This window comes from Chitinasiproducens palmae (assembly GCF_900095735.1).
Taxonomy (GTDB): domain Bacteria; phylum Pseudomonadota; class Gammaproteobacteria; order Burkholderiales; family Burkholderiaceae; genus Chitinasiproducens; species Chitinasiproducens palmae.
The window spans coordinates 405,189-422,800 of sequence record NZ_FNLO01000003.1; the positions used below are offsets into that span (position 1 = coordinate 405,189).

10 protein-coding genes are annotated in these 17,612 nt (G+C 68.4%); 1 reads left to right on the forward strand and 9 read right to left on the reverse strand.

What is annotated here, in order from left to right; genetic code table 11:
* Positions 1 to 2: 2 nt before the first annotated feature.
* The 9 genes from rfbB to bcsD form a co-directional block, all read right to left on the reverse strand.
* The gene (gene rfbB / locus BLU54_RS07515) at positions 3 to 1,061 is read right to left on the reverse strand and encodes a dTDP-glucose 4,6-dehydratase (protein WP_091906589.1); all 1,059 of its coding nucleotides are present in this window, start codon (positions 1,059 to 1,061) and stop codon (positions 3 to 5) included.
* 168 nt (positions 1,062 to 1,229) lie between these two features.
* The gene (locus BLU54_RS07520; protein WP_091906591.1) at positions 1,230 to 1,823 is read right to left on the reverse strand and encodes a tetratricopeptide repeat protein; all 594 of its coding nucleotides are present in this window, start codon (positions 1,821 to 1,823) and stop codon (positions 1,230 to 1,232) included.
* A gap of 9 nt (positions 1,824 to 1,832) precedes the next feature.
* Positions 1,833 to 6,905, reverse strand: a complete 5,073-nt coding sequence (locus tag BLU54_RS07525) for a cellulose synthase subunit BcsC-related outer membrane protein (RefSeq protein ID WP_235837832.1) — start codon at positions 6,903 to 6,905, stop codon at positions 1,833 to 1,835.
* Positions 6,906 to 7,415: 510 nt separating this feature from the next.
* Complete coding sequence (gene bcsZ / locus BLU54_RS07530) at positions 7,416 to 8,741, reverse strand: cellulose synthase complex periplasmic endoglucanase BcsZ (protein WP_091906593.1); 1,326 nt, start codon at positions 8,739 to 8,741, stop codon at positions 7,416 to 7,418.
* A gap of 4 nt (positions 8,742 to 8,745) precedes the next feature.
* Positions 8,746 to 11,208 (reverse strand): cellulose biosynthesis cyclic di-GMP-binding regulatory protein BcsB, encoded by a 2,463-nt coding sequence (gene bcsB, locus BLU54_RS07535; RefSeq protein WP_091906595.1) that lies wholly within the window; start codon positions 11,206 to 11,208, stop codon positions 8,746 to 8,748.
* 1 nt (position 11,209) lies between these two features.
* Positions 11,210 to 13,354, reverse strand: coding sequence for a UDP-forming cellulose synthase catalytic subunit (gene bcsA, locus BLU54_RS07540; RefSeq protein ID WP_235837847.1), 2,145 nt, complete (start codon positions 13,352 to 13,354; stop codon positions 11,210 to 11,212).
* A gap of 143 nt (positions 13,355 to 13,497) precedes the next feature.
* Positions 13,498 to 14,271 carry a cellulose biosynthesis protein BcsQ gene (gene bcsQ, locus BLU54_RS07545; protein WP_091906599.1) on the reverse strand — a complete coding sequence of 258 codons (774 nt, stop codon included), beginning with the start codon at positions 14,269 to 14,271 and terminating at the stop codon, positions 13,498 to 13,500.
* Positions 14,268 to 15,566, reverse strand: a complete 1,299-nt coding sequence (bcsP, locus tag BLU54_RS07550) for a cellulose biosynthesis protein BcsP (RefSeq protein ID WP_091906600.1) — start codon at positions 15,564 to 15,566, stop codon at positions 14,268 to 14,270. Before bcsP ends, bcsQ begins: the two co-directional genes overlap by 4 nt.
* 108 nt (positions 15,567 to 15,674) lie before the next feature.
* Positions 15,675 to 16,130: a cellulose biosynthesis protein BcsD gene (bcsD, locus tag BLU54_RS07555; RefSeq protein WP_170845065.1), complete on the reverse strand. Its 456-nt coding sequence runs from the start codon at positions 16,128 to 16,130 to the stop codon at positions 15,675 to 15,677.
* Between the two features lie 456 nt (positions 16,131 to 16,586).
* Here bcsD and BLU54_RS07560 point away from each other — a divergent pair, with 456 nt between their 5' ends.
* Positions 16,587 to 17,543, forward strand: a complete 957-nt coding sequence (locus tag BLU54_RS07560; RefSeq protein ID WP_235837833.1) for a symmetrical bis(5'-nucleosyl)-tetraphosphatase — start codon at positions 16,587 to 16,589, stop codon at positions 17,541 to 17,543.
* The last annotated feature ends 69 nt before the right edge of the window (positions 17,544 to 17,612 follow it).

Below are 17,612 nucleotides of genomic sequence, written 5' to 3' on the forward strand. Positions count from 1 at the left end.
GCTCAGCGCTCCTGGTAATTGGTCTCGACCCACTTCAGATAGTCGCCCGACATCACGTCCGCCACCCATTCCTGGTTGGCGAGATACCAGTCGACGGTCGCCGCGAAGCCGGTCTGGAAGGTCTGCGCCGGGCGCCAGCCGAGCTCGCGCTCGATCTTGCGGGCATCGATCGCATAACGACGGTCATGGCCCGGCCGGTCGGTCACGAAGGTGATCTGGTCGCGGTAGCTGCCCTGCGCCTTCGGTCGACGCGCCTGCAGCAGGTCGCACAACAGGTGCACGACGTCGAGATTGCTCTGCTCGTTCCAGCCGCCCACGTTGTACACCTCGCCGGGCTTGCCGCGCGCGAGCACTTCGCGAATCGCCGCGCAATGGTCGCCGACGTATAGCCAGTCGCGCACATTGCTGCCGTCGCCGTAGATCGGCAGCGGCTTGCCGGCCAGCGCATTGGCGATCGTCAACGGGATCAGCTTTTCGGGGAACTGATACGGACCGTAGTTGTTCGAGCAGTTGGTGGTGAGCACCGGCAGCCCGTAGGTATGGAAATACGCGCGCGCCAGGTGATCCGACCCCGCCTTGCTCGCGGAATACGGACTATTGGGCTGATACGGGGTCGTTTCGCTGAACGGCGGGTCCGCTGGCTCGAGGGAACCGTAGACTTCGTCGGTCGACACGTGCAGGAACCGGAATGCGCGCCGCTCATCGTCGGGCAGGCCCTGCCAGTATTGGCGCGCCGCCTCGAGCATCGTGAAGGTACCGACCACATTGGTCTGGACGAAGGCGCCCGGGCCATGGATCGAGCGGTCCACATGGCTTTCCGCGGCAAAATGCACCACCGCGCGCGGCTTGTGCTGCTCGAACAGCGCCTGGACCGCCGCAGCGTCGCAAATATCCGTGCGCGAGAAGATGTGGCGCGCATCGCCCTGCAACGACCGCAAAGTACCGAGGTTGCCGGCGTAGGTCAGCTTGTCGACGTTGACGATGGGTTCGTCATTCGACTTGAACCAGTCGAGCACGAAGTTCGCGCCGATGAAACCGGCACCGCCTGTGAGCAAAAGCATGGAATTCCTCGGGTAACGGAGCGCCGACGAGAATGGGGCGGCTCCCCCTCCTCGACAGAAACGACCCGACATTATATATGCGCCGGCCTGGCGGCACGACGAACAGGCGGCGGGCGTAAGAAGCGGTAACGGACTACCGCCGCGCCGGACTGTCCGGACCGGGCGATGTCAGCGATCGTCCCGGGCGGCGGCCGGCAGCACCACCGTCTCGCCCGGGCTCAGCGAGTTGCTGAGGACGTCGGTCGGCGGTGCCCAGCCGCTGTCCGCGCGGTTGCTCCAGAGCGGCGGGAGCGGCGCGTCGGCCGCATGCGGATCGGCATCCGCGTCAGCGTTCTCGGCGGGACTTTCGAGCGACACGGCCGCGTGGCGGCTGACCCAGCCGCGCAGCCGGCGCAGGTTCTCCGCGATGTCGGCCCGCCCCGGCGCCGCCGCCAGCGCGCTTTCGAGCAAGGCGATCGCGCTGCGATAGTCGCCATTGGCCGCGCGGGCGGTGGCCAGATTGTTCAGTGCGACCGGATCGCCCGGGCTGGCCTGCACCGCTTGCGTGAAACTGCGCTGCGCGCCGGCCAGGTCGCCCGCCGCCATCTGTTGGCGGCCAGCCTCGAGCGGATCCTTCGGCAACGCGCCGTCGGTTCCGTCGGCGGCATGCACCGCCGTCCCGGCGCCGAGCAGGACCGCGAATAGCAGCCAGGCGGCGCGACGCGGCGTCGCACGGCTGCCCGATCGTCCCGTGCGCGCGCGTGCGCCGTGCCGGCTTGTCATGCGACGCACTCAGTTCGGCAAGTACGGCGAATGCAGCGGCACCGGCGGCAGTGTCGGCGCGCTGCCCATGCGCTCGAACGCATAGCGCAGGTAGATGCCGCCGAACCACTGGCTGTAGTCGCGTGCATTGTCGATGCCCGCCGTGCCGCCAAGATAGATCTGCGGCGCGAGCTGGTACTCGGCGTTGGCCTGCAGGTTGTAGCCCAGGCCGGTCTTGCTCTGCCCGGCGTAGGTCGCCGTCGTCTGGGTTGTCAGGCCCGCGGCGGCCGCAGCCGCCTGCGCGGTATTCGCCGCCGACTGCATCGCGGCGTTGGTCGGGAAGTAGGCGGCATCGTCCTCGCGGAAATGTTGCACGCCGAGCGAGCCCTTCACCTGGTACGAGAACTTGCCGCTGCGAGCCGCCCACGAAACGGGCACGCTGAGGCTCAGGTACTGCTGCGGACTGAAGTAGCCGCCGTTGCCGTAGGTGAAGTAACGCAGATTCTTGTCGTAGCCGAACACCGTCACGTTCACGCCGGCGGTCAGGGTGCGATCGGCCTGCTTGATGAGGCGGCGATACAGGCCGCCACCGCCCTCGCCGCGGGTGTTCGAGGCAACGCCCTTGCCGGTCAGGTAGTTGAACGCGCCGTAACCGTAAATGCCGTTCAGGCCGTCGTCCCAGGTCAGGTCGACCCGGCCACCGGACGACGTAACGCCGCCCCAGGTCTGGCCGGTACGGTTGTCGTAGGCGCCCGCATAGGACAAAAGGCTGTCGGTCACCGCGCGCCGCGATGCGTCGACCGCGATCGTGGTCTCGTCGTTGAAGTTACCGCGGTAATTCACGCCACCTACGATATTGGTTTCCTTGAAGCCGATCGGCGTCGAACCGACGTCGAACTTCAGGTGTTGCGTCTCGTAGCCGGCCGAAATGCCAACGCCAGTCGCGGACTGGCTCGACAGCGAGGCACCGCTGCCAAGGCTGGCCGCGTACGCGGCGGCCGGTCCGGCGCCGAAGCGGCTTGCCACGTCATAGCTCGAACTGGCGGTTCCGGCATCCAACGTGACCGGCGTCGCACGCACCACGATATGACCATCACCGGCTCCGATTCGCCCTTCGATCGGCGTTTCGATGTCCATCAGCGATGACAGGCCGGACTCGCCGGTGCGATTGTGCATGCTGACGCCCGCCGAGAGGGTCGACGCGGTCTGCTGGTTGATCTGGTCGATCTCTTGTTGCAGCGTCAGCGGGCCGGTCGGCTGCGCGGTCCCGCTGTCGTTCCAGCTGGGATTACCGGTGCCCTGCGGCACCTGCGGCGCATAGTTCGCGGGCGGATAGACGTTCTGCTGCGGTGCGTAGGTGGGCTGGGCGTAGCTTTGCGCGTAGGCCGGCGGCGGTACCACGTCGACCGGATTGCGCGCACGCGCGGCCCGCGTCGTCCGGCGCGGTGCCGCGCGCTTGCTCGGCAGCGGCTTGCAGACCAGTTGCGGTTGCTGACCGCTGGCCGACGACCGGCTGCCGCCATCGGCCCCGCTGCTCGTGCATTCGTAGCGCGTCGCATCGCCGGCCTGCGCGTAGTTGGCGGGCAGCGGCGGCTCCGGCCACGGCGAATAGCCGGTCGCGGCGTTCGCAGGCTGTTGATACACCGGCTGCTGCGGATACGGCTGCTGGTAGGCCTGCTGCGGATACGGCTGCTGCGGCGCCGGCTGTTGATAGGCCTGCGGTGCGTAGACGGGCTGCTGGTAAGTCGGCTGCTGATAGGCAGGTTGTTGATACGCAGGTTGCTGATACGCCTGCTGCGGGTACGCGGCAGGCTGATAGCCCTGTTGCTGATACGCCGGTTGTTGATACGCCGGTTGTTGATACGCCGGTTGCTGATACGCCGGCTGCTGCGGATAGGCCTGCTGCGGGTACGCGACCGGTTGGTAGCCTTGCTGTGGATACGACGGCTGCTGTTGCGCATAGACGGGCGGCGCCGCGTACGCCGCGTTCTGCACATAGCCGTAGCCGCCATTCGGCAGCGGCGCTTGCGGATAGCCGCCGCCGGACGCGTAGGCACCGGCCGAGTCGGCGCCCAGGCTGTCGCGGGCGTCCGTCTGGACCGTCTGCCGCACGGTGTCGCGCCGCGGCAACGCACCGCTCGGCGACAACGGCCGGTTGACCGGATTGGCGGCCGGCGCCTGATAGTAACTGGCAGGCGCCTGGTTGTACGGCACGTTCGAAGGCGCGTTCGGCAGCGCCGGCGGCAAGTAAGGCATGGTCTGACGTGTCGAAGAGGGATACGCCGTCCCGGACTGCGACGGGTACGCCTGTGTCGGATACGGATAGTTGCCCACCACTGGCTGGGCAGGCAAGCCGGGATTCTGCGACGCCGGCGAACCTGTGCCGCTGAACTGGCCGGGCAGCGGCGCACCGCTTGCCCCATAGCCGCTCGTCGTGCTGGTCTGCGTCTGCGCACCGGCGCTCTGCTGCGTGGCGACGACCGTCTTGCCGACGAAAGGATTGCCCGGCAGGCGGTTGCCGGGAGCGGCGCCCGCCGCCGCGACGGCCGGGCCGTTGCGGCCGACCAGGCGCAGATCGAGCGGGCCGTTACCGCTGGCCGGGCCGTTTTCGGCGGCCAGCGCCTGTTCGAAATAGCCGCGGGCCTTCGACAGCCGGCCCGCCGCGCGGTAGATGCGGCCGGCGGCTGCCAGCACGCGCGGGTTGCTAGGCGCCTGCTTCAACGCGCTGTCGATCGCGTCTTCGGCAAAGCTGTTGTTGCCCGCCTGGCTGGCCGTGCTGGCCGCGGCGAGTGTCAGTTCGAGGTCGGTCGGGCGGGCGCGGTGCGCGGTCACATACAGGCGCAGCGCCTGGTCGTATTCGCCGACGGCCGCGTACATGCGGGCCAGTGCGGCCTGCATGTCGGGATCGTCCGGATTGGCGGCAAGGGCCGGCGCCAGCACGTTGTAGGCGTTGACGACGTCGCCCTGCTCGCGCAGCTGATCGGCCTGGCGCAGCACCAGCGCCTGCTGCAGGCGGCCGAGATCGCGCCGTTCCGTGTCAGTCAGCGTCAGCCCCTGCAACTGGCGCACGACGCCCGCCAGCTCCGCGTCCTGCCCGGTCTTCAGCAGGATGCCGGCATATTGGATCTGCATGCCGGCGTCGGGACGCGCGCTCTGCGCCATCACCTGCCGCATGAGGTTGATCGCGCGGTTGTCGTCGCCCGCCTGCGCATACGCCGACGCGACAATGCCGAGAAGCTCCGGGCTGGTGCCGGCCGCCGGCTGCACCTGGTCGAGCAGCGTGTGGGCGGGACCGGTCTGCCCTTGCTGCGACAACGCATTGGCCCGGTCGACGCTGGCATGAACCCAGCAGCGCCGCTGCAGGTTCGCCATGTCGCGCGTGCGGGACGCCGGCGGAATCTGTTCGAGCACCTGCAGCGCGCGGTTCCAGTCCGACAGTTCGCTGTACAGCAGCGCGCTCGCGTAGAGCGCGTCAGGCATGTCGGGATGCGACGCCAGCAGTCCGTCCATCACGCTGCGCGCGCTGATCAGCTGCCCCTGCTTGCTGTAGACGCGCGCCAGGTCGAGCCGGATCCACGGGCTGTTCGGATCGTTGAGCAGCGCGTTTTCGAGATCGGTGCGCGCGGTGGCGAGGTCGCCGCGCTGTTCCGCCGCGCGGCCCTCGGCCTGCTGCTGTTGCGCACGCAAGGTCCCGAGCCCGCCAATGCGCGCGCGCTGCTGTTCGGTCAACTGATTGGCGAAGGACAACGCCTCCTCGGCCTTGCCTTGCGCAGCCAGCGCGCCGACGATGCCGCGGATCGCATCCGGATTATCGGCTTGCCGTCGCAGCGCCATCCGGTACGCCGCCTCGGCGCCGCGCGGATCGTTGTTGGCTGCGAGAACATCGCCGAGCGCGTTCTGTGCCGTGATCTCGTTGGGATCGGTACGGATCGCGCGTTCGAGCAGTTCCTTCGCGCGCCCCAGATTGCCCGACTGCCGCGCGCTGTTCGCATCGCCGACCAGCGACCAGTACGTGGCGCTTTGCAACGCCTGGCGCCAGCGTGCCGGATTGTTGCCGCGCGACGCGCGTTCCAGCAGGTCGCGCGCCTCGTCGAACTTCTCCTGGCGCAGCCGCAGGACACCGAGTCCGCCCAGCGCGTCGGTATCGTTGGGCCGCTCGCTGAGGATCTGTTGGAAACGCCGCGTGGCCAGGTCGAGATCGCCGTTCTGCAACGCGTCGAAACCGGATGCCACGGCGCGGCCGCGCTGATCGGCCGCGGCATTGGCCGCCTGGGCCGCGCGTGCCTGCTGCTCCTGCTGCTGGATCGCGTCCTGGCGCGCCTTCACGGCGGCATCGTCCGGAACGAGCTTCAGGTAGGCCTGGTACAGCGGCGCGTCGGCCGCACGGGCGCCGAGCCAGATCAATGCCTGACGCCACGACGCGCGAGCCGGATCGGCCACGTCGGCACGCTGCGACAGCCGTGCAAGCTGGTCGATGCCCTGGCGGCGCGTCGCTTCGCGATAGGTCAGGTGCTGGGCCAGCGCCAGCGCGATCCTGTCGTTGCCCGGATTGTCCTTGGCCAGCTTTTCCAGGCCGCGCCGCGCTTCGTCCCATCCCTCGGAAGTACCGCCCAGCGTCTGGTAGTACTCCAGTGAAACAGACGGCGACACCGAACTGGCGGCCAGCGCCTGGCGGTAGCGCTGCACCGCCTGGTTGCTCTTGCCCTGCTGCGCGAGCTGACGCGCCGCGCTCAGATTGGCGTCGGTCGGCGCCGGCTGGCCGAGACGTTGCGCGAGCGTGGCGATGCCGGCGAAATTGGGGTTGGCCTGGCGAACCTTGGCCAGGTAGTTCTGCGCAAGGTCGTTGCGTCCGCGGTCGGCCTCGACGATCCCCATCCCAACCAGCGCGTCGGGCTGGTTCGGATTCAGGCGCAGCAGTTTCTGCCAGGCCTGGCTAGCGAGGTCGCCACGTTGGTGCGACTGCCAGTATTTGCCCTGGTCGATCAGCATCTGGACCGGGTCCTGCTGCTGGGCGTCGACCCGTCCCGCCTGAGCGAGAACGGTCAGCACGGCGGCCAGCGCAAGCGCGCTGCGGCGCAGAGGAAAATGCGGTGCGCTATTCATCGCGACCGTCCGGCGTGGCGTGAAGCGCCTTCAGGCAGCACCCTGGCTGGCTGCGCCGTCGCAACGGCAAGGTCTTGTGTTCTCGGCCTTTCAGTCATTTACGGCAGCGCGCTGCACCCGGCAACCGGCTGTCTCCTGGCCGGGCACGGATGATCGATGGAGAAGCGGTGCCGCCCGCCTCGCCGCGGTGTCGGGCGCGCGGGTTCACGCCGCGCGCGTCCGACGCCACCCACGGCGAACGGACGGCAATGGTTTGAATAGTAAAGGGAAGCGACGGCGGCGACGAACTTTTTGTCGTTTTCTCGAAACCGCCTGTTGTTTTGGCGGCAGGCTGCTTCAGCCGCATTGCCAGCAGGCGGCCTGGGCGGCATTGGCAGCAGGCTGCCTGAGCCGTATTCGCAGCACGCTGCCTTGGTCGCATTCGCAGCACGCTGCCTTGGTCGCATTCGCAGCACGCTGCCTTGGTCGCATTCGCAGCACGCTGCCTCGGTCGCTTGGCAGCAGGCCGCCTCAGCCGCGGCAGCTCGCGCTCCAGTTCGGCAGCAGCCGGCCGCTGGCATCGAAGCGATAGCGCCCGTCGGCATAACCCTGGCCGAACAGTTGCAGGACCCGGTCGTAGTAACCGGGCGCCTGCGACGCCGCGCCGGATGCATCGGCGGCCCGCGCGCGCGCCGCGTTGAGCTGCCCGTTCGCGCCCAGCGCCATGTAGTACGGCAGCAGCGCGGCGGAAAAACCGGCCGGGCCGGTACCGCTGGTCGTGCCGGTGACCGTCGCGACCTTCTCCGGCACCGCGCCGCCGGCCGCGGCGCGCATGCCGCCGAGCGCGGCCAGCAACGGCGCGGCCAGCGGGTCCGACTTCGGCGTCATGCCGGCCCACAGATAAGTGCGGATCGCGTCATAGCTGCCGACGTCGCCCTTGACCGGGTCGATGATGAAACCCTTGCCCGATTGATAGGCAGCCCAGTCGGGCGCATAGCCACGCGGCGCGACGGCCCGCATCATCGCCACGGTGTTGCTGGCGATCGTCTTCCAGGGCCCTTGCGGATCGTTGCGGGCGATCAGTCGCAAGACCGGCAGCGGTACATAGCTCGGATTCAGACGCCAGACGTCGTTGGCGATCCGGAAACCAGTCTGCCCCGGCGCCAGCATCGGCCCGAACGACGGCAACGAGAACAGCTCGGTGCTCTTGACCTGGTCCACGATGGCGAGCGCCAGCGTCGTGTAGCGCGGCTGGCGCCACAGGCGGCCCGCCTCGAACAACGCGTAGGCGATCCACAGGTCGGCGTCGGACGCGGAATTCTGGTCCATGATGCCCCAGCTGCCGTCCTTGCGCTGCCCCCACTGCCAGGCCGGCAGGCGCGCGGCCATGTCGCCGCTGCCAAGATTCGCCTCGGTCCAGGCCAGCAGGCGGTCGAACGTGGCGCGGTCGTTATCGACCAGCGCGAAGAACAGCGCGTACGACTGCCCTTCGGACGTCGTCTGCTGTGGCGGACCGTAGTCGATCACGCGCCCGTCCGCCTGCACGTGGCGGCCCAGGAAGGCGCTGTAGTCGGGCCAGTTGCAACGGCCGCCCGGCACCGGTGCGCGGCTGCTCCCCGCGCCGGCCCGCACCGCGCTGGGATCGCCCGACTGCGCGGGCGCGGCCGCCTGCGCCAGTTGCGCCGCATGGCGCGAATTGGCGGCGGCGGCGGCATCGGTCGCGTTCGCCGGCTCGGCGGCGGCAGCGGCCAGCGCACCGTTCGCGCCAGCGCTGGAGGCCGCGAACAGCGCGGCGCCGAGCAGCCACCGGTGCAGCGGGCGACGCGTGAGGGTCGAACGGGAAAACGGCTTCTTCATACGCTTATTTCTTCAAACGTCGTGCGGCGACAGCGCGCAAGGCACGATACAGGAGTGCGGCCAGCAACAGCGCGACGATCAACGCCGCGATCGCCAGCAGCGTCGGGTGGGCGGATAGCGCCCAGCGCAGATGCGCATAGATTGGCAGGCTGCCCACGTAATAGGTTTCGCCGCTCGCGATGCTCGACACGTTGCGATCGCGCACGACGGCCAGCGCGCCCTGGATCTGCTTCACCAGGTCGGCGTCGAGCAAGGCGTTGAGCATCGAGGCCTGCGTGTCGGCGGTACTGCTGGCGATGGCGACGACACTGCGGCCGCTCTTCAGCGGCGACTCGAAGCCCATCAGCACCGCATCGCCACCGCCGCCGGTCAACGACAGACGCGCATTGCGCGGCAGGTTGCTGTTGCGATTCTCGCCGTGCCACCAGTCGAGCAGGCCGAACGCGAACTGCGACACGTCGAAGGTGCGCGAGTCGCCGTTGGCCGAGAACGGCATCGCATTCGCCCAGGTCTGGAACAGCGCCTGGTTGTTCGGCGAGCCGAGCACCAGCAGGTCCTTGTCGGCGAAGTTCTTCGCGTCGGCCGCGCGGCCAACGCTGACGTTGGTCGCTGGATAGCCGGTCGACTCGCCCATGCGGCCCATCAGCGCCAGGTACATTGCGATGTCGTTGGCCGTCGGCGTGTCAGGCAGCAGCACCGCGCTCTCGGACAGGTCGGCCAGCCGTGTGAACGGGAAGCCGCTGTTGCTGAACCCGGCCAGGTCAGGCAGTGCCGCATAGTGCGGCAGCCCGGACAGATCGATGGTCGAAGCCGGATCGATCGCGCCACGCACGTTGTCGAGCAGGACGTCGCGACACGCGCCGTTCTTCACGTAGTCGTAGTAGTAGTGGAACTGCAGCTGGCTGTTCGCACCGAGTAGGTAGGGCGGCAGCTCCAGACCGACGCGCCGCAGCGCGGTGCCGTCGGACGACAGCGTGTTGGTGAGCGCCGCCAGGTTGATGCCGCCGGCGGCATAGGTCGGAATGCGCAACGAGGTGACGAAGTTCTCGTTGATGCTGACGTTCAACGTCGACTTGTCCGCGGTGGGGCGCGGCGTGTAGCGGTACAGCAGCGTCACCGGCACGCCACCGCTGCGCCACGAGAACAGGTCGGGCGGCACGCGCAGGTTCAGCCGGATCAGGTCCGGGTTGTAGCCCGTCACGTTGAGCGCGGCTTCGTTGTTGATTTCGCCGAAGCGTACCGGCCGATCGGTCGGCAACCAGTTCGGCGCATCGTAAGGCTTGCGCTCCGGCACTTCCTTCAGGCCGGTGATCACCGTGCTGGTGCCAGTCAGCGAGATCTGCCCGAGCGCCAGCGCCTTGGCCGCCGTCTTCAGTTCGGCCGCGTCGCGGCCCAGCACGAGCAGCAGCTTCGCGCGCGGATCGTTCGGCTGCGGCACCACCGCCAGGGTCGGGCCGGCGATGGCCGGCAGGGTCAGCCCCGCCGGTCGATCGTCGTTGGTCGCGAAGACGATTGCGTTGCCGGTGGCCGGCGCCTGGTTCGACGCCGCCGGGAACAGCGCGCCCCGGTAGCCGGCCAACCGGCCGAAGTACGACGCGACGATGCCGGCGGCTTCGAGGGTGGCGTTGCCCGGCGTTGCGCCGAACACGAATGGCAGTTCGAGCCGGCGCACGTCGCGGCGGTCGAAGAACGGCTGCGGCAATGTCGACAGGTCGTTGGCGACCGGCAGGCTGCTCACCGTCAACTCCAGGCTGCTGTCGGTACCCAGGTTGGCCCACAGCGAGGAATGCATCGGGTCCTCGCACTGCATCGTGTAGTGGCCGACGAACTCCACGCCCAGTTGGTTGAAGTCGGTGATCAGCCGTGGCTCCAGCGGAATATCGCGCGTGAGCAGCATGCCCGCCTGCTCCTTGGGCAGCGGCACGGTCGCGGCGACCTGTCCGTTCACCGTCACCTTCAGGTGGGACAGATTGGTGATCAGCGCCGGCGAATAGCTGTACACGAGGTGCAAGCGAGCCGCCGTCACCACTTCGTCGGCGCGTACCGAAAACGGCACGCCGACCGTGCCCTGCACGCCTCGCAACTGCGGCGGATACAGCAGACCGAGTTGCCGGAACGACAACGCGTAGCGACGCTGGCCGTCGCTCAACACCGTGCCGGGGTCGGCGGTCGTCGGCGTGCGCTCGATACCGGTACGGGAGCCGCCCACCGCGGGGACCGGCGTGGCCAACTGTCCGGCCGCCGCCGGGCCGCCTCCGCCGATGTCGTTGCCCGACGCGCCGACCGGCTGCGTCGTGGACGTCACGCCCGCCGGTTGCGCGAGCGCGATCTGCGCCTGTCCGACCAGCGCCGCAGCCAGGCAGGCGTAGAAACCGCCAAGCAGGCCGGCGCGCCAGCGCCGCGCGCGCGTGTTCGAGCTCGCGTGCGCCTGGCCCCGAGCCGGCGCTTTGTTCACGACATTGGGCATTTCAGCTTCCAGAATCCAGTCTCGCTTTGGCGGGCGCGAGCTTGCCCGAACGGATCTTCCTGATGTCCCGGCCGAGGTGACGGAACAGATGCCAGAAACCCAGCAGCCCGACGCGCAGCACGTGGGCCAGGCCGCGCAACGGCGTATCGGGCGCACGCCCTTCGCCCCAGCCGGTCCAGGCGTCGGCGCGAGCGAACGTGCATTGCACGAGATCGATTTCCTGCGCGGTGGTCAGCGACGCGAAGCGCAGGCCGACCCGGCGATCCCGGCTGAACGCGATCTGCGCCGGGAACACGAATTCCTCGTCGCCGCGATACAGCGAGACGTCGACCGGTTCGCCGATCTCAAATTGCACGGCGGCCGGCAGTTCGATACCGAGGCCGCCTTCCGAGTAGTCCAGCGTGCGGCACGCCAGGCTGCGGCCGCTGGGCAGACGCAAGGTTGCACGAATCGACATCTGCACCCGGTGTGTGTCGCGCACCTGACGCGCTTCGCTCGCGGCCGCCACCGATGCGCCGAGGATCAGCATGTTGTACACGGTCCAGGCAAGGTTCAGCAGCGTGGTGTTCGCCTCGCCGGTGGTCGAGAAGAAGATCCGCACCAGACCGATCACGAACCCGATCAGGTTCAGCAGCAGCAACATCAGGTAGGGACGCGAGATCGTCCAGTCGAAATACGCTTCCTCGATGCGTCCGCCCTTCGCGGTCACGTTGAACTTGCCGGCCTTCGGGTTGATCAGCGCGAACAGGGTCGGCCGCATGATGTACCAGGCGAGCACGGCCTCGTAGACCTCCGCCCAGAACGAATGGCGGAACGCCGCCTGCATCCGCGAATTGGTGATGTTCGCGTGGAAGATGTGGGGCAGCGCGTAGATCGCGATCATCAGCGCCGAGGCCTGGATCACGTGCGCATTCAGGAACAGGAAGAACAGCGGCGCGATCAGGAACACGATGCGCGGCACCCCATAAAAGAAGTGCAGCATCGCATTCGCGTAACACAGGCGCTGACCGAAGTGCAGTCCACGCGCCAGCACCGGATTGTCGACCCGAAAGATCTGCGCCATGCCGCGCGCCCATCGGATCCGCTGGCCGATGTGCCCGGACAGACTCTCGGTTGCCAGGCCGGCCGCCTGCGGGATCGCCAGGTAGCCGGTCGAATAGCCGAGGCGGTGCAGCTTCAACGCGGTGTGCGCGTCCTCGGTCACGGTTTCGACCGCGATGCCGCCGACTTCCAGCAGCGGTCCGCGGCGCAGGACCGCGCAGGAGCCGCAGAAGAACGTCGCGTCCCACAGGTCGTTGCCGTCCTGGACCAGCCCGTAGAACAGTTCGCCCTCGTTCGGTACCTTGCGGAACGTGCCCAGGTTCTTCTCGAACGGGTCGGCCGAGAAGAAGTGGTGAGGCGTCTGCATCATCGCCAGCTTCGGATCGCGCATGAACCAGCCCAGCGTGATCTGCAGGAAGGAGCGCGTCGGAATGTGGTCGCAGTCGAAAATCGCGACGAAATCGCCGTCGGTGTTCTTCAGCGCCTCGTTGATGTTGCCGGCCTTCGCGTGCCGGTTGTGATTACGGATCACCCAGTTCACGCCGACGCTCTCGCAGAACAGTCGGAATTCCTCGCGGCGTCCGTCGTCGAGCACGTGGATGCGCAGCTTGTCGATCGGATAATCGAGCGCCATCGCCGCGAACACGGTTGGCTTCACCACCGACAGCGGTTCGTTGTAGCTCGGGATGAACACGTCGACCGTCGGCCAGTCGGCCGGATCGCGCGGCAGCGGCGCGGGCTTGCGCTGCAGCGGCCATGCGGTCTGGAAGTAGCCGAGCAGCAGGACCAGCGCCGCGTAGACTTCGGAGCCGAACAGCAACAGGCCGCACGCAACGTCGATCGGGCTGTCCCAGACGAGCGTCTCGGTGCTGCGCCAGTACATATAGCGTGCCGTCGCCACCACCGACAACACGATCATCACCAGCGTCACATAGGCGCCCGGCTTGCGCCGCAGCAGCAGCGCGGTACCCAGGCTGATCGCGACGAACACGAATTGTTCGCCAAGCTGCATCGGCACCGTGATCACGAAGAACAGCAGCAGGCAGGCAATGGCGATGATCGTCAGGCGCAGCGGCAACGATGTCCAGCCGGACCACTCGACCATGTGCTGGCTGAAGCGGTTGAGACGGGTCTGCGGCAGGGTCTCGACCTGCGCGGTCGCCGAGACGGCCGTACGCACCGTCCGTTTGCCGCTGCTCGCCGCACCGGCCGCCGCCGGCTTGCTGCGCCACCATGCGATCTTCATCACTAGGTCCTCGGCGCGGCGTCGAGGGCGGCCAGCACCCACTGTGCGCACCGTTTGAAATCGTCCGTCGCCTGCGCGAGCGGATCGTAGTCGAGCGTCGTGCGGTCCGATGCCAACGCTTCGCCGACCGCCTGATCGAAATGGATGACGCCGGGAAACATCCGATCGTTGAGCGTTGCGCGCAGCACCTTGACGACGTCGCGCGCGAGCTGGCGCGACTGATCAACCTGGTTCAGCACATAGGCAACGCCGAAGAAATCGCTGCGCGGTGCGCAATAGGTGCCCAGCAGCCCCTCCATCAAGGGGATCGTCGCGTAGGATGCGGCGTCCGCCAGCAGCACCGCCAGCGCGAACTGCGCGGTCGACAGGGCCTGCTTCAGATACACCGACGGACCGGGTGGCGTATCGACGACCACGATGTCGTCGGCGCCCAGGCCGATCTGTCGCAGATGGCGCAGCAGCCAGTCCGGCTCCGCGTCGAGGCGCTGCTCGAAGTCGTGTCGATCGGTCTCGTTGAGGCCGCCATAAGGCAGCACGCCAACGCCGCCATCGGTGGGAAAGATGCTGTCGGCCCAGGGCAGACCGGCCAGCGTCGCACGGGCGACGCCCTCGATCGCCTCGGGCGGCATGCCGAAGTGCAGCCGCAACGCGTTCTGCGGATCGAGGTCGACCGCAAGAACCCGGCGACCCGCCGCGCTGAACGCCGCTGTCAGGTTCGCAGCGACGGTGGTTTTACCGACCCCGCCCTTGGCAGAGACGACGGCGACGATTCTCACAGACGGTTGAGCCTCCGGAAAAGCGACGAACCCGTCGCGGGCGCGGGCGCTTCGGCGGCGCCCGCGAGGCGCGCGAAGACCGCCGAAAGTTCGTGCGACGCGGGCGACGCCGTCGCGGACGCGGCAGGCGTGCCGCCAGCGGGTGCGTCGGCGACCGCACCGATGCGCGACGACAGCACACGCCCCAGCGCATGGGCAGGCTGGCCGGCCGTCGCGGCGCCCGAGCGTGATGCGTCGGCACGCGCGGCGAACAGGCTGCCGGCCGCCGTATCGAAGGACGTACCAGCCAGCGGGGACGATGCTGCCGCGGCTACGGCAGCCGGGGCGCTCGCGGCCTCCGCTTCGGTCGGAGTCGGCGCCGTGGCGTCGGCCACCGCTGCAATAACCGGCTTGCCCCTGGCCGCATCCGACAGCCGGAACCGGCCGGCCGGTCGCGCCGGTGTCGGCGTGGTCTTCGCTGCATTCGCTGCATTCTGCGTTGCGGCGGCCGGCGTGGCGACTGGCATGTCCGCAGCGGGCGGCGCCGCGGCCGCGCGTGGAGCCGGCGGCGCGGCGGGCGCGTTGGCAGCCGCGCGGCGCCCTGCGAACAGGCCACCGAGCTTGCCCATCACCGGCTTGCCGGTCGGCTCCTGCCGTTCAACACCAGCCGTCACGGGCGTCGGCGCATCGGCGTGTCTGGCGCGATCGGTGGCGGCGCTCGCACTGTGCGCGGCACCACTGTCCTTGCCGGCCGCGCCGCCGAAACCGAACAAGCCACGCTTGCGCGGCGCGTCGGCCGACTGGCCTGCGCCGGCCGGCACGGGCGAAGCGCCCAGCCCCGGCACAGACGCTGCGATGGCGCCAGGCAGCGCGGGCATGGCGTTCGGGGCGGACGTGGCGGCGTGAGTGGCCGCGTGTGCCGGCACATTCGCTGGCAACGGACTGTCGAGATTGCCCCGCCACGGCATCGCGGCGCGCGCCAGCCGTGCGGGATCGGCCAGCGCCGGCGTATCGGGCGCGGCCAACGGCACCTCGGCCGGCGTGAATGGGCCGCCTGCCGCCTCGCCGGACGGCGCGCCGTCCACCTCCTGCCGGGGCAAGGCTCGGGCGGGACGGAAGCCCGGCACGGCGCCCGACGTGCCGCCCGCGCTGTTTACGGGCGGCGCCGTCTTGCCGGAATCCACGTGCACCGACGACAGCAACGACCAACGCGCCCGGGATTCGGCCGCTTGGTCCTGCCTGACAATTTCCTGATAATCGTCGGCCTCGCCGCCAAACTTGGCGAAGAGGTTCGCAATGTCGTCCGATCCGCTCATGAGCTCTCCTTGCTCGCTACGCCGCGTTGCGGCCGAAGGTGCGCCTGAACGCAATCCCCGTGCCGCACTTCACGCGAGCAGCCCTGTCGCAACGTCCCCGTCGCACGCTCAGCGGGCTAACCGGAATACGAGGTTGTCGAGATCGTCCGACACCTGGCGCACGCGCAACGATGCATCGACTCCGAGCGCGCTGAACCAGGTCTGATAGACGCCTTCGAGGTAGGCCGCGGACCAGTTCGCGGAATCCGGCCCGAACGCGTGCCGGAGCGGCGCGCAGAAGTGGCTGATCGTCAACGCATCGCCCTGGTCGCCGATCGATGCCCATCCCCAACCGAGCCTGACCCATACAGTGTTGATGGCGGCCTGCAGATCCTCAATCGTCTGGCAGTCGCCGAGCGGCGCGCGCGCCGCGAACCGCTCGCCGATCCGACGCCACAGCGAGCGCAGGTCTTCGACCGGCAACTGCTCGTTCATTTCATCGGCCAATGCACCCAGGAAACCCCGCCATTGCATCGAGCACTGCTGCTCGGCGTAATAATCCAGTTTTGCCTTTTCTTGTTCCATGCTCGCGCACACCGTTGGACGTCCGTAACAACTGCGCACCCCGTCGCCAACCGGCAGGGCGCGTACGCCGCTGGGCGCTGGCCGACGTCGCGCAGGGCGCATCCTATCCGTTCTTGCGGAACGTCGCAGTAAAACCTGCGGTAGCTCCATTAACGGATAATCGGGCAATAACTTGAACTGCTTCAGTGAATACCGAAAAAACCGAGATTCGAAAGCGCAATTTCTTTTGGGATCATAACGCATCTCGATTAAGGTCAGGCCGCCACGCGCGGCCGCTCCGACGCGGATAAACTACGGTAAAACCCGCACTTAGCGCAGCCGACGGCAACTCGACCATGCAAGGATCGCGCCGTTTTCGGCGGCGGTGTCGCGGCAGCGTATGGCCACCGACCGCACCGGCCACGATGCCCGGGACGCCGATCACTGCTCGCGCCCTCTTTCCTCCACTTCGCCGATATGCCCGCCGTTCCACCCGACATTGCTGAACGCAGCAGCACCGCCGATGCAACCGACCCGCAGCCGGCCATCATGCCGGCTGGCCAGCCCGCGCCTGGTGTCCATCGCCAGTTGCCCGATACCGCGCCGGTCGTCATCGGCGATGTGCACGGCTGTCTCGAACCGCTCGAGCGTCTGTTGTCCTCGATCGATGCCGCGACCGGTGGCACCGCGCCGCTGTGGTTCGCCGGCGACATCGTCAATCGCGGACCGCAGTCGCTGGCGACTTTGCGCCGGATCATCGGTTTTGGCGAACGCGCGCATACCGTGCTCGGCAACCACGAAATCCATCTGCTCGGCGTCGCCGCCGGGCTGCGTCGGATGCGACCCGGCGATACCATCGACGAAATCCTCGCTGCGCCCGACGCGGACGAGCTGGTCGGCTGGCTGCGCCGGCGTCCGCTTGCGCTCGCCGGCGACGATTTCCTGCTGGTGCACGCGGGTCTGTTGCCGCAGTGGACCGTGGCCGAGACGCTCGATCTGGCCGCGCGCCTGCAAGCTGGTTTCGCCGGCGCGCAGTGGTGCGACTTCGCGGCGCGCGTGATGGTCCCGCCGCCGCCCGACTGGGCGCGCGCGCATGGCGAGGAAGCGCAACTGAGTCTCGCGCTTGCCGCACTCACCCGACTGCGTTTTTGCAGTCCGGCAGGTGCCCCCGACTGGATCGGCAAGGACACGCCCGGCCACGCGCCGGCGGGCACGGTGCCATGGTTCGACGCGCCGGAGCGGCGCAGCCTGGCTACGCCGGTCGTGTTCGGGCACTGGGCGGCACTTGGCCTGATGATGCGCGAGGATGCAATCTGCCTGGACAGCGGCTGCGTATGGGGCAACGCGCTGAGCGCGATGCAGGTTCACGCCGAGGTGACCCGGCGCCCGCTGTTCCAGGTAAAGGCGGTGCCGGAAGCGACACACTCCGCCTGAGCGAGCCGTCGCTTCGGTGCAGTTCACCGCTGCGCGGCAGCGACGGATCCGTAGGTTCGGAGCCGGTGG